This is a genomic window from Roseovarius azorensis (assembly GCF_900109455.1).
Classification (GTDB): domain Bacteria; phylum Pseudomonadota; class Alphaproteobacteria; order Rhodobacterales; family Rhodobacteraceae; genus Roseovarius; species Roseovarius azorensis.
Map to the genome: position 1 here is coordinate 60,991 of NZ_FOAG01000015.1, position 11,832 is coordinate 72,822.

Annotated in this window: 13 protein-coding genes and 1 riboswitch; of the genes, 8 read left to right on the forward strand and 5 right to left on the reverse strand. The window is 63.8% G+C overall.

The genetic code is table 11. The features are described from left to right. Window positions 1–8: 8 nt before the first annotated feature. From BSG08_RS17110 to trmB, 4 genes are all read left to right on the forward strand, one after another. Window positions 9–896, forward strand: a complete 888-nt coding sequence (locus BSG08_RS17110; RefSeq protein ID WP_093039065.1) for a hemolysin family protein — start codon at window positions 9–11, stop codon at window positions 894–896. Continuing rightward, window positions 889–2,412 (forward strand): apolipoprotein N-acyltransferase, encoded by a 1,524-nt coding sequence (gene lnt / locus BSG08_RS17115; protein WP_093039066.1) that lies wholly within the window; start codon window positions 889–891, stop codon window positions 2,410–2,412. Before BSG08_RS17110 ends, lnt begins: the two co-directional genes overlap by 8 nt. A 35-nt stretch (window positions 2,413–2,447) precedes the next feature. Then, window positions 2,448–2,495, forward strand: a riboswitch (SAM-SAH riboswitch). A gap of 5 nt (window positions 2,496–2,500) precedes the next feature. Continuing rightward, on the forward strand, window positions 2,501–3,667 hold the full coding sequence (gene metK / locus BSG08_RS17120; protein ID WP_093039067.1) for a methionine adenosyltransferase: 1,167 nt from the start codon (window positions 2,501–2,503) through the stop codon (window positions 3,665–3,667). A 44-nt stretch (window positions 3,668–3,711) separates the two neighbouring features. After that, window positions 3,712–4,425, forward strand: coding sequence for a tRNA (guanosine(46)-N7)-methyltransferase TrmB (gene trmB, locus BSG08_RS17125; RefSeq protein WP_093039068.1), 714 nt, complete (start codon window positions 3,712–3,714; stop codon window positions 4,423–4,425). Between the two features lie 65 nt (window positions 4,426–4,490). On the opposite strand, the gene BSG08_RS17130 is transcribed toward trmB, so the two are convergent. Next, on the reverse strand, window positions 4,491–5,123 hold the full coding sequence (locus BSG08_RS17130) for a sulfotransferase family protein (RefSeq protein WP_093039069.1): 633 nt from the start codon (window positions 5,121–5,123) through the stop codon (window positions 4,491–4,493). 118 nt (window positions 5,124–5,241) lie between these two features. Further along, window positions 5,242–6,405, reverse strand: coding sequence for an acetylornithine deacetylase (gene argE / locus BSG08_RS17135; RefSeq protein ID WP_093039070.1), 1,164 nt, complete (start codon window positions 6,403–6,405; stop codon window positions 5,242–5,244). Between the two features lie 202 nt (window positions 6,406–6,607). On the opposite strand from argE, the gene queC reads away from it, so the two are divergent. The 4 genes from queC to queF are packed head-to-tail and all read left to right on the forward strand — an operon-like array spanning window position 6,608 to window position 8,857. Next, window positions 6,608–7,306 (forward strand): 7-cyano-7-deazaguanine synthase QueC, encoded by a 699-nt coding sequence (gene queC, locus BSG08_RS17140; RefSeq protein ID WP_093039080.1) that lies wholly within the window; start codon window positions 6,608–6,610, stop codon window positions 7,304–7,306. Further along, entirely contained in the window at window positions 7,306–7,662 is a 357-nt protein-coding gene (gene queD, locus BSG08_RS17145; protein WP_093039071.1) for a 6-carboxytetrahydropterin synthase QueD, read from the forward strand. Before queC ends, queD begins: the two co-directional genes overlap by 1 nt. Further along, window positions 7,659–8,381 (forward strand): 7-carboxy-7-deazaguanine synthase QueE, encoded by a 723-nt coding sequence (gene queE / locus BSG08_RS17150; RefSeq protein ID WP_093039072.1) that lies wholly within the window; start codon window positions 7,659–7,661, stop codon window positions 8,379–8,381. Before queD ends, queE begins: the two co-directional genes overlap by 4 nt. Before the next feature lie 11 nt (window positions 8,382–8,392). Further along, window positions 8,393–8,857, forward strand: a complete 465-nt coding sequence (queF, locus tag BSG08_RS17155) for a preQ(1) synthase (protein WP_093039073.1) — start codon at window positions 8,393–8,395, stop codon at window positions 8,855–8,857. Window positions 8,858–9,170: 313 nt separating this feature from the next. Here the strand turns inward: queF and BSG08_RS17160 are convergent, their stop codons facing one another. The 3 genes from BSG08_RS17160 to BSG08_RS17170 all read right to left on the reverse strand — a co-directional run bounded on the left by BSG08_RS17160 (window position 9,171) and on the right by BSG08_RS17170 (window position 11,470). Further along, a complete protein-coding gene (locus BSG08_RS17160) occupies window positions 9,171–9,437 on the reverse strand; it encodes a glucose-6-phosphate isomerase (RefSeq protein ID WP_093039081.1) in 267 nt (88 codons plus the stop codon). Between the two features lie 102 nt (window positions 9,438–9,539). Further along, window positions 9,540–10,445, reverse strand: a complete 906-nt coding sequence (locus BSG08_RS17165) for a DMT family transporter (RefSeq protein WP_093039074.1) — start codon at window positions 10,443–10,445, stop codon at window positions 9,540–9,542. After that, window positions 10,442–11,470: a DMT family transporter gene (locus BSG08_RS17170; protein ID WP_093039075.1), complete on the reverse strand. Its 1,029-nt coding sequence runs from the start codon at window positions 11,468–11,470 to the stop codon at window positions 10,442–10,444. Before BSG08_RS17170 ends, BSG08_RS17165 begins: the two co-directional genes overlap by 4 nt. Window positions 11,471–11,832: the final 362 nt, after the last annotated feature.

The window sequence follows — 11,832 nt, forward strand, 5'->3', positions numbered from 1 at the left end:
TGAGACGGATGGGTGACAGTATCGACGGGTCTTCTAGCGCAGCGCAAAGCGCGCAGCCGGACGGCCAGACAGAGACAGAGGCGGCGAGCGGATTTTTCCGCCGGATCATCGGGGTGTTCAACCCCAGCGACGACAGCGAGACACGCATGAACGCGGACAGCGCCCCGGTGAACGGGGCGCCCGGGATCGGCAATCTGCGGCACATGACCGTCGAAGACGCGGCGATCCCCAAGGCGGATATCGTCTCGGTGCCTGCCACGATCACCAAGGAGGAGCTGGTGCATGTGTTCCGCGACAGCGGCATGACCCGGCTGCCGGTCTATGAGGGGACGCTGGATACGCCCATAGGGTTTGTCCATCTCAAGGATTTTGCGCTCAAGCACGGCTTCAACGGCAATGGCGGGCGGTTCTCGCTCAAGGAGATGCTGCGACCGCTGCTCTTTGTGCCGCCCTCGATGCCGATTGGCGTTCTCCTGCAGAAGATGCAGGCCGAGCGCCGCCACATGGCGCTGGTGATCGACGAATACGGCGGTGTTGACGGCCTTGTGACGATCGAGGATCTGATCGAGCAGGTTCTGGGCGAGATCGAGGACGAACACGATATAGATGAGGGACAATACTGGACCCAGGAAAAGCCCGGCTGCTATGTCGCCCTCGCCAAGACCCCGCTGGAAGAGTTCGAGGCCGAAATCGGCCAGTCGCTCACCGATGTGGATCAGGTCGATGAAGAAGAGATCGACACATTGGGCGGGCTGGTCTTCATGCTGCTTGGTCGCGTGCCGGTGCGAGGCGAGGTGATCGAGCATCCCGCCGGACCGGTGATCGAGGTGATCGAGGCCGATCCGCGGCGGATCAAGCGGCTGCGTGTGCGTCTGCCAGAGGCTGTGAATGGCTGATCCTCTTCGCGCGGGAGGTCTGGCCGACCGGATATGGGCCCTGCCGCGGCGTCGCCGTATCCTGGTGTTTCTGCTTTTCGGCGCGCTGGCAGCCCTGGGCCAGGCCCCGTGGGGACTTTGGCCGTTTACCCTGATCGTCCTGGCACTGGTTTACGGCCTCTTCGAGCGCGCGGCAGGCTGGCGGCAGGGGGCCGGTTTGGGCTGGGCCGTCGGCGCCGGATATTTTCTTGTCGCGCTGAGCTGGATTATTGAACCCTTTCTCGTCGATGTCGCGCGCCATGGCTGGATGGCCCCCTTTGCAGCGCTTGGCCTGGCGGCGGGGCTGGCTCTGTTCTGGGCCGGTGGCCTGGGGCTGGGGCGTGCGATGGGCGGGGGCGTTGCAGGATTCGCCGGTGGTCTGGGGCTGACCGAGACGGCGCGCGGTTATCTGTTCACGGGTTTTCCCTGGGCGCGACCCGGTCAGGTGCTGATAGATACGCCGCTTCTGCATTGGTCTTCTTACTTTGGTGGACTGGGTCTGCTGGCGCTGCTGCTGCTGGCATCTGTGGCGCTCTGGCGGGCGGTTCAGGGGCGATCTGACGGGATCATAGGCTGCGTGGCGGTGGCGCTGTTCTGGCCGCTTGGCGCGTGGCTCACCCCGGATGCGTCTGCGCCGGATGAGGCGCCAACTGTGCGTCTCGTTCAGCCCAACGCGCCGCAGCACGAAAAATGGAAGCGCGACAAGGTGCAGGAGTTTTTCGACCGGCAGATCGCGTTCTCGTCGGCGGGCGACACCCGTCCCGATCTGATCGTCTGGCCTGAAACGGCGGTCCCGGTGATGCTCAACGATGCGGCACCCACGCTCGAGGTGATCTCGGACGCGGCGGGCGGCGTGCCGGTGGTGGTCGGGCTGCAACGCCATGACGGTCCACGTCTCTACAATTCGCTGGCGCTGGTCGAGGCCGGGGGAACCGTGGCCTCGGTCTATGACAAGCATCACCTCGTGCCCTTCGGGGAATACATGCCTTTTGGCGATCTGATGGCACGGTTCGGCATCTATGGTCTCGCGGCCAGTCAGGGGCAAGGCTATTCCCCCGGACCGGGCGCGCAGGTGATCGACATGGGGGCGCTTGGCCGGGCGCTGCCGCTGATCTGCTATGAGGGCGTGTTTGCCCAGGACATCCGCGCCGCACCGGAACGGCCCGAATTCATGCTGCTGATCACAAATGACGCATGGTTCGGCGAGATTTCCGGCCCCTATCAGCATCTGGCGCAGGCCCGGCTGCGCAGCGCCGAACAGGGGTTGCCGATGATCCGGGTGGCCAATACGGGTGTGTCCGCGATGATCGACGCCACCGGCAGGGTCACGGCCTCGATCCCGCTCGGAGAGGCGGGCTGGTTGGATGCAGCCCTGCCGTCGCCGCTGCCGCCGACGGTCTATGCGCGGACGGGGGATATGCCGATGCTCCTGTTTTTCCTGATCATTCTGGTGTCATCGCCCCTTGGTAACGGGGCACGAGAATGGCGCAGAATGTGATTGACGACCGGCCCGTGCGCGCGTAACCAAACGCAATCCCGTCACAACGGCTTCCTGGCGTGGCGGCGTCATTCAATGGAGCACTTTCATGGCACGACAAAACTATCTTTTCACTTCCGAGTCCGTCTCGGAAGGGCACCCTGACAAGGTCTGCGACCGCATTTCCGACGCGATCCTCGATGCGTTTCTGACCGAAGAGGCCAATGCACGGGTGGCCTGCGAGACCTTTGCCACCACCAATTGCGTGGTCGTGGGCGGTGAGGTGGGGTTGTCGGACAAGTCGCGGCTTGCGGATTTCATGGGCCGGATCGACGGAATCGTGCGCGATTGCGTGCGTGATATCGGCTATGAGCAGGATGCGTTTCACTGGAATACCCTGCAACTGCATAACATGCTGCACCCGCAATCCGCCCATATCGCGCAGGGCGTGGACCGGGACGGGGCCGGGGATCAGGGGATCATGTTCGGCTATGCCGTTGATGAGACACCGGAATTCATGCCCGCGCCGATCCTTTATGCACATGCGATCCTGAAACGGCTGGCCGAGGCGCGCAAATCGGGGGCGGAGCCGACGCTGGGACCGGACGCGAAGTCGCAACTCACATTGCGTTATGAGGATGGCAAGCCGGTCGAGGTGACGCAGTTGGTGCTCTCAACGCAGCACCGTGACGAGACGCAGAGCAGCGCGGATATTCGTGCGATTGTAGAGCCTTACATCCGGCAGGTTCTGCCCGAGGGGTGGCTGACCGAGGCGACGGAATGGTGGGTGAACCCGACAGGCACCTTCGTGATCGGCGGGCCGGACGGCGATGCGGGGCTGACCGGACGTAAGATCATCGTCGATACCTATGGCGGCGCTGCGCCGCATGGCGGTGGGGCATTTTCCGGCAAGGATCCGACAAAGGTAGACAGATCAGCGGCTTATGCGGCGCGCTATCTGGCAAAGAACGTGGTGGCGGCGGGGTTGGCGCGGCGCTGCACGCTGCAACTGAGCTATGCGATCGGCGTGGCCAAGCCGCTGTCGATCTATGTGGACACGCATGATACTGGCCAAGTGCCTGAATCCGCGATAGAAAAAGCCGTCGCCAAGTGCATGGACCTGACCCCGCGCGGCATTCGAGAGCATCTGAATCTGGCGCGTCCGATCTACGCGCGCACCGCCGCCTATGGTCATTTCGGCCGGGCACCTGAGGGTGACGGAGGTTTTAGCTGGGAGCAGACCAACTTAGTGGATGCTCTGAAAAAATCAGTATAATCAAGTCAATGACGCATAAAATTCATGTGTCGCATTAACTTTTAATGACCCAAGACAGACATTCCTCTGGCGCGCCGTGGCGCAATTTCTATGGCCGGTTCCGGGGCAAGACCCTGCGGCCGAGTCAGGAGATATATCTGGAGGAGGATCTGGGAAAACTGTCGCCGGGTCCGGTCGGATGGGATGAGAATCCCGACAGAGAACCCATTGATCTGAAAAAACTTTTCGGAGATATGGATGTCTGGTTGGAGATCGGATTTGGCGGCGGCGAGCATATGGTGCATCAGGCCGTGAGTAATCCGCAGGCGGGGATTATCGGATGTGAGCCCTTCATCAATGGTGTGGCGATGCTTCTGGGCAAGATCCGGGAGTCGAGGGCGCAAAATATAGCGGTTTATCCCGGTGATGTCCGCAACATGTTCGATGTTTTGCCCGCAGAGTCGATTTCCCGTGCCTTTCTGCTTTACCCGGATCCCTGGCCCAAGAAGCGTCATCACCGGCGCCGGTTCGTGACGCCGGAGTATCTGAAACCCCTCCATAACGTATTGAAAAATGGCGCGATTTTCAGGGTGGCAACCGACATTCCCGACTATGTGCGTCAGACCCTGGAAGAGGTGCCCGGGCACGGGTTCGAATGGCTGGCAGAGCGGCCCGCCGACTGGCGCGAGCCTTGGAGCGACTGGATTTCAACCCGGTATGAGCAAAAGGCGCTGCGCGAGGGGCGGGTGCCGCATTACCTGACGTTCCGCAAGGTCTGAGCGCTGCGCGTGCATGGTGTGCAGTGCGTACGCGGGAAGTATACGCAGCGCGGGTGGCGTCAGCGTCAGGCCGGTTCGCCGCCGAAATGCGCCCAGAATTCGTCGCGCGGGTGGGAGCGGGGAAAGGGTGTGTCGGGCACCGGCACGTCGAGGAAATTGCAGAGCGGTTCCCAGCCATCGGCGACATGAAAGACCAGAAGGCGGTCGGCGGGGATCAGATCGCGCACCGCCTGATTGTTGGCACGGTAGGCGGCAATCGCGCAATCGCGGTCGGTGTGATCCTCGAAGGTCTCCTTGAGGAACCAGCCCGACATGATGCGAAAGATGTCCTGGATGTGCGGCGGCAGATCCATTGCGGGCGCTTTGGTGAAAAACTTGCTGATGGTGGTGTTGAAACTGCGCCACCAGTCCACTTCGGGGCGTTCGGTATGGATGACCCTGGCGTCGGGAAAGGCGACGGTGGTCTGCCGCCAGACGGCGGCGCCGGGCCAGTCGACCTGAGAGGTGTAGCCGTGGAACACCGCCTCCCAGTCCACGGGCCTGTGGGCGGCGATGGCGGCCCAGTGGGCGGGTTGTTCGGGGTTCTGCATGACCTCGACCATGTGGTGACAGGGGCCAAAGCCGAGTTGTTCGAGGGCGAGTTTGGTGGACATGGTTCCGGTACGTCCGAAACCCGATCCGATGATCTTGAGGCTCATGGCGGAACTTCCTGTGCTGAAATCGGAAAATGACGCGAAGAAATCCGTGACTGGTATCCGGTCAATTTACGACGCCGGGCGATTTTTCCCTAACGGAAAATCGTGGCCCGTGCGCCGGTCACGCCGCCAGCCTGTCGCCAAGCCGTCCGAGCATGTCGAGGCATTGCTGCAACTGGTCGAGCGAGACGTATTCGTCCGGCTTGTGCGCCTGGTCGATCGAGCCGGGGCCGCAGACCACCGCCGACATGCCGTATTGCTGGAACAGTCCCGCCTCGGTGCCAAAGGGCACGAGATCGGCGCCGTTGGCGCCGGTCAGTTCCATCATGATGTCGCGCGCCTCGTTCACCTCGGCGGGTTCGAGACCGTCCACCTCGCCGATCACCTCTGTCACGATGCTGGCCTCGGGGCAGATCTGGCGCATCCGGGGCAGCAGCATTTCCTCGCAATAGCGGCGCAGATCCTCCTTGACGAAGGCGGCATCCGCCGCCTGCACCGGGCGCATTTCCCATTCGATGGTGGCGTTGGAGGCGATGACGTTATGGGCGACGCCGCCCTTGAGGCTGCCGGTGTTGATCGTGGTCCAGGGCGGGTCGAAGCGGCTGTTCTCCGGCGCGCGGGCGCGCAGCGCCTCGCGGAGTTCGAGCAGGCGGTTGACGTAGCGCACGGCGTATTCCACCGCATTCACACCCCGGTCGGGGGCAGAACCATGCCCGGCGAGGCCGCAGAAATGGGTGGTATATTCGTAACACCCCTTGTGTCCCTCGATCACCCGCATCGAGGTGGGTTCGCCGATGATCGCCACGCCGGGGCGGATGCCGCGCGCGCGCAGGCTCTCGACCAGGGCCTGCGCGCCGAAACAGCCCACCTCTTCGTCATAGGTGAAGGCGAAATGAACGGGGCGGTCGCGCACCCGTTCGGCGAAATAGGGGGCCATGGCGGTTGCGGCGGCGATGAATCCCTTCATGTCGCAGGTGCCGCGCCCGTAGAGGTGGCCGTCGTGTTCGGTCAGCTCAAACGGCGCGCTGGACCAGTCCTGTTCCGCGACCGGCACCACATCGGAATGACCCGACAGAACGATGCCGCCGTCCACCTCCGGCCCGATGGTGGCGAAGAGGTTGGCCTTGTGGCCGATCTCGTCGTGAAAGATGTCGACCCGTGCGCCGTGGCCTTCGAGGCGGTGGGCGAGGAAGGCGATCATGTCGAGATTGCTGACCTCGGACACGGTCGGAAAGGCGATGAGGTCACGCAGGAGTGCTACGGTGTCGGAAAGATGGGTTGTCACCTTGATATACCTGGCAGGTTCGGGCGGTTGAAAAACTGTGCGACTGTGTTGGCCGCAGGCGTCCCCGTCAAGACCCTCTGAGGCGGTTTTCCGGTCCTACGCCACGGGGTATGGGCCGGCATGGCTTGTTTTCGGGGCGACAAGGGGTTAGATGCGGCACGTTACGCGGTCGCAGCCTACCCGCTCAAAACAAGGACGAATGATGAAGACGATTGTTATCTGCTCGGGCGGGCTCGATTCCGTGTCGCTGGCGCATCGCGTCGCGGCGGAACATGTGCTGATGGGCCTCTTGTCGTTCGACTATGGCCAGCGTCACGCAAAGGAACTGGAGTTTGCCGCCGCCTGCGCGCAGCGTCTCGGCGTGGCGCACAGGGTGGTGGATATCCGGCAGATCGGGGCGGCGCTGTCGGGATCGGCGCTGACGGACGATGTGGCGGTGCCGGACGGGCATTATGCCGAAGAGACCATGCGCATCACCGTCGTGCCCAACCGCAACGCGATCATGCTGGCCATTGCCTTTGGCATGGCGGCGGCGGAAAAGGCGGATGCGGTGGCCACGGCGGTGCATGGCGGCGATCATTTCATATACCCCGACTGTCGCCCCGGATTCATCGAGGCGTTTCAGGCGATGCAGGACCGCGCGCTTGAAGGTTATGCCGAGGTGAAGCTCTATACGCCTTATGTGGAGGGGTCGAAGGCGGATATCGTCAGGGACGGCGCGCGTCATGGCACGCCCTTTGCCGAAACCTGGTCCTGTTACAAGGGCGGCGCGCGGCATTGCGGGCGCTGCGGCACCTGTGTGGAGCGGCGCGAGGCGTTTCATCTGGCCGGGGTGGTCGATCCGACCGTCTATGAGGATCGCGATTTCTGGCTGACGGCCGTGGCCGGGAGGGGCGCGTGATGTATCGGATCACCAAGGAGTTCCATTTCTCGGCCTCGCATCAGCTGAAGGATCTGCCCGCGACGCATCAATGCGCGCGGCTGCACGGGCATAATTACGTGGTGGTGGTCGAGCTTGCCTCGGACGCGCTGAACGCGCATGGGTTCGTGCGCGATTATCACGATCTGGCCGAGTTGAAGCGCTATATCGACGAGGAGTTGGATCATCGGCATCTCAATGACGTGCTGGGCGACGACTGTGTGACCGCGGAACGGATGGCAAGGCATTTCCACGACTGGTGCAAGACGCGCTGGCCCGAGGTGGTGGCGGCCCGCGTGAGCGAGACGCCGAAGACATGGGCGGAATACCGGCCATGAACGATTCCATCCGTGTTGCCGAGATTTTCGGGCCGACGATCCAGGGCGAGGGCGCGCTGATCGGGCTGCCGACGGTCTTTGTGCGCACGGGGGGCTGCGATTATCGTTGCAGCTGGTGCGACAGCCTGCACGCGGTCGATGCCGCCTATCGCGATACGTGGAAGCCGATGGCCGTCACTGATGTGATGGCCGAGATCGAGCGGCTGTCGGGCGGGCGGCCGGTGATGGTGACGCTTTCGGGGGGGAACCCGGCGATTCAGCCGCTGGGACCGCTGATCCGGCTGGGCCGGGAAAAGGGCTATCGCTTTGCGCTTGAGACGCAAGGGTCGGTGGCGCGGGGCTGGTTTGCCGATCTCGACATGCTGGTGCTCAGCCCTAAGCCGCCGTCGAGCGGGATGGAGATGGACTGGGCGATGCTGGGGCAATGCGCCGAGGCGGCGGATGGCGCGCAGACGGTTCTGAAGATCGTGGTGTTTGACGAGGCCGATTACCGTTTCGCCCGCGAGGTGGCGGAGTTCCTGCCGCTGCTGGCGGTCTACCTGCAACCCGGCAACCACACCCCGCCGCCGCCCGATGACGACAGCGCAGGCGTGGATCAGGCGGGGATCGACGCGCGGATGCGCTGGCTGGTGGAGCGGGTGACGGCTGACGGATGGTTCGAGGCGCGGGTTCTGCCGCAGTTGCATGTCATGCTCTGGGGCAACAGGCGGGGCGTGTGAAAGGGGAAGGCATGGCTGAAAATATCTATGAAGGGCTGACGCAGTTGGGTGGCTCGACGAAGGTGCCGCAAAGCCCGGAAGAGGCGGTGCTGGAGCGGGTGGCCAATCCGCAGGCGGATGTGCGCTATAACGTGCGCTTTACCGCGCCCGAGTTCACCTCGCTCTGCCCGATGACCGGGCAGCCGGATTTCGCGCATCTGGTGATCGATTACGTGCCGGGTGATTGGCTGGTGGAGTCGAAATCGCTCAAGCTCTATCTCACCAGTTTTCGCAATCACGGGGCGTTTCACGAGGATTGCACGATTTCCATTGCGCGGCGGCTGGTGAATTTTCTGGAACCGGAGTGGCTGCGCATCGGGGGCTACTGGTATCCGCGCGGCGGTATTCCGATTGATGTCTTCTGGCAGACGGGGGCCTGTCCTGAGGATGTGTGGATCCCGGATCAGGATGTGCCGCCGTATCGCGGGCGAGGGTAGGGCACGGCCTGCTTGATGACTGGGGGAGTGGCCTTGATCAGACTTTGACCAACGACTGAGGAGCTGCGCGGTCGCAGGGCCGGGGACTGGCGAAGCAACGGCGGGAACCGCCACTTTATGCCAGCAAAGTCCGTATGACTTCGAAGTGTTGCGCTTCGTTTCAAAATCGCCAGGCCGCGGGACGGCCCGGCGATCGCGCGGCGGCGCGTGCCGCGCCTTGATTCCGCGCGAGTGGCAGCTTCAGGCCATTCGCAACCTAGAACACCCCAGGAGCAGCCATCTCTTTCCAGCACAGTGTCTTACATTCGCCCGATCAGCAGGGCACGGTGCGATAGGTGCCGTCACCGTTGGAATAGGCGCATTGATTGGTGCGGGTGTTGCGGGCGATGAGCGTGCCTGCGGCCGCCCCGGCAAGCGCTGAAATCACCGTCCATCCGGCATTGGCGTCGAAGATGGCGGCCCCGATCAACCCGGCGCCGGCGCCGAGCGCCGCACCGGTCACTTCGCGGTTGTCGGTGGTGTCGAGGCAGCCCGCGAGGGTCAGGCTGGCGATGCTGGCAATGATCAGGCTGCGTTTCATGGTCATCTCCTCTTCAGAAATTTCGGTCAATGAATGATCTTTAACGCAACATAGGGATTTTTCCGGCGGTTTCAAAATCCCGCACCAGCGGCGCATTGCCGATCAGACCATGGGTGGCGGCGGTTTGCGGCGCGCGCCCGACAGGGCGTTGCCCGCGATGGCGCCGAGCAGGATCGCGCCGCCGATCAGGGTGTTGAGCGTTGCGGTTTCCCCCAGCAGCAGCCAGACCCAGACCGGACCAAGCACCACCTCGGCCAGCGACAGAAGGGTGAGTTCGGCGGCGGGCACGGTTTTCGATCCGATGGTGTAGAGGATCAGCCCCGCGCCCACCTGGAACACCCCCATGCCAAGGGAAATGCCGGTGTCCGAGGGCGAGAGCGTCAGCGACAGGCCGAGCGAGAGACAGATCGCGCCCATGAGCACCGTGCCGAAGATGCCCGATAGAAAGACCGCAGGCAGCATCTCGGTCGCCTTGCCCCAGCGCAGCGTGATAGTGAAGGTGGCGAACCCCACCGCCGATCCGATGGCCGCGAGATTGCCCATCAGGGCGGCGCCCGAGAATTTGTCCCACACCATCACCGCGATGCCGCAGGCGGCGACGCAGATCGCCACCCACGTCTGCGGGCGGACATGTTCGCGCAGGATCAGCCGGCCGAGAATGGCGGCCATCAGCGGTGCCGAGGCGAACAGCATCATCGCATTGGCGACCGATGTGGTCTGGATCGCGAATATCGCCCCGCTGTAGGCGGCGACCAGCGACAGTGCGCCAATCACCCCCGGCCAGCCCATGCGCAGCGCCAGCCGGAGCGGATCGCGCCCGGTGCGCAGGCGGATGACCACGTAGAGCAGCGCGGTCATCGACAGCGAGCGGTAGAACAGGATCTGCCAGACCTGCGCCTCGTCGATGAGGCGGATGCCCAGCCCGACGGTGGACCACAGCACGCCCGCCATGAAGACGAGGACATAACCGCGCAGATCGCGCTCGGGCAGGGTGGCGATGCGGGTCATTGGGCGCTTTCTTCCTCGGGGATCTGCGGCGGCAGCGGGCTGCCGGGGACAAAGATCGCCTCGGCGGTCACCGGCATCTCGTCGGTGCGGCGCGCGGCGCGCAGTTCGCGCCAGCCGAGATAAAGGCCCGAGGCGATGATGAGCGCCATTCCCGCGAGGGTGTCGAGGCCCGGCACCTCGTCCCAGAGCAGCCAGGCAACGATGGTGGCGAAGGGCAGATAGGAATAGTCGAACGGCGCGACAAGGCTGGCATTGGCCACCTGATAGGCGCGCGACAGCAGCATGTATCCGGCCATGCCGATCAGTCCCAGAAGCGTCAGGCGCGGCAGGTCGGAAAAGGCGCGCGCTGGCAGTTCCCAGCGCAAATGCGCAAGGTCGGGGGTGATCGGGATGACCTGGTTGACGAACCAGCCCATCGGCAGGATCAGAACCCCGGCAAAGGTCAGCGTGTAAAGCCCGACGGTCAATGTGCTCTCGCGGTCGCCGATGCGGCGGGCGATGATCTGGGACATCGCATAGGTTACGGCGCAGAGCAGCGGCAGGACCGCCGCCCAGGAAAAATTCTCGCCCGCCGGATTCATTGCGATGAGCACCCCGCCAAAGCCCACGACCAGGGCGATGCTGCGATGCGGGCCGATGGTTTCGCCCAGAAAGAGCGCGGCCATCAGCGCGGTGATCAGGGGGGCCGCGAAAAAGATCGTGCTGACCTCGGCCAGCCCCATGAACGGAAAGGCGGCGTAGAACATCGAAAAGCCGGAGGCGAAGAGAAAGGCGCGCAGCAGGTGCAGCGGCCAGAGCGGGGTCAGCAGGCGATGCGGCGCCCCGAGCCACCAGATGAGCGGGGTCAGCACCAGCAGGGTGACGATCGAGCGCACGAAGATCAGCAGCCAGACCGGATAGAGCGTCAGCAGCGATTTCATCAGCGCGTCCTGTCCGACGAAGAACAGCATGCCGATCTCGATGCACAATATGCCCTGCAACGCGCGCGACGGCGCGGGGGCGGGTTGTGCCGAAAGGGTGGTCATGGCTGAAATCCGGTTTCGTCAGGGGAATGCGCGCGGCATGTGCGCAGGCTGGAGGGACGGAAAGCGACTGTCTCGCCTCTTTGCGACGCGCGCCGGAAAAACCCCGCAGGCCGGGGGCTTGCGGGGTGGTGTCCTTGTGGTGGTCCGCGTCATCGTCCGGCGTGACCGGACGATCTCCGGGTGGTAGGAGATCCTCGGGTCAGGCCCGAGGATGACGGTTCGGGTGGGGATCGAGGGGAAGGACCTCCGGATCAGGCGTGGTTCATGCGGTTGGCGATCAGTTCCTCGACCACCGAGGGGTCTGCGAGTGTCGAGGTGTCGCCGAGGCTGCCGTAGTCGTTTTCGGCGATCTTGCGCAGGAT

What these genes read in the sequence shown, in the direction of transcription:
- BSG08_RS17165 (WP_093039074.1), bottom strand. Translation starts at nt 10,445, where the DNA reads ATGACCCGCATCGCCACCCTGCCCGAGCGCGATCTGCGCGGTTATGTC.
- queF (WP_093039073.1), top strand. Translation starts at nt 8,393, where the DNA reads ATGGCTGAAAATATCTATGAAGGGCTGACGCAGTTGGGTGGCTCGACG.
- queC (WP_093039080.1), top strand. Translation starts at nt 6,608, where the DNA reads ATGAAGACGATTGTTATCTGCTCGGGCGGGCTCGATTCCGTGTCGCTG.
- trmB (WP_093039068.1), top strand. Translation starts at nt 3,712, where the DNA reads ATGACCCAAGACAGACATTCCTCTGGCGCGCCGTGGCGCAATTTCTAT.
- queD (WP_093039071.1), top strand. Translation starts at nt 7,306, where the DNA reads ATGTATCGGATCACCAAGGAGTTCCATTTCTCGGCCTCGCATCAGCTG.
- BSG08_RS17160 (WP_093039081.1), bottom strand. Translation starts at nt 9,437, where the DNA reads ATGAAACGCAGCCTGATCATTGCCAGCATCGCCAGCCTGACCCTCGCG.
- BSG08_RS17110 (WP_093039065.1), top strand. Translation starts at nt 9, where the DNA reads ATGGGTGACAGTATCGACGGGTCTTCTAGCGCAGCGCAAAGCGCGCAG.
- lnt (WP_093039066.1), top strand. Translation starts at nt 889, where the DNA reads ATGGCTGATCCTCTTCGCGCGGGAGGTCTGGCCGACCGGATATGGGCC.
- BSG08_RS17170 (WP_093039075.1), bottom strand. Translation starts at nt 11,470, where the DNA reads ATGACCACCCTTTCGGCACAACCCGCCCCCGCGCCGTCGCGCGCGTTG.
- BSG08_RS17130 (WP_093039069.1), bottom strand. Translation starts at nt 5,123, where the DNA reads ATGAGCCTCAAGATCATCGGATCGGGTTTCGGACGTACCGGAACCATG.
- queE (WP_093039072.1), top strand. Translation starts at nt 7,659, where the DNA reads ATGAACGATTCCATCCGTGTTGCCGAGATTTTCGGGCCGACGATCCAG.
- metK (WP_093039067.1), top strand. Translation starts at nt 2,501, where the DNA reads ATGGCACGACAAAACTATCTTTTCACTTCCGAGTCCGTCTCGGAAGGG.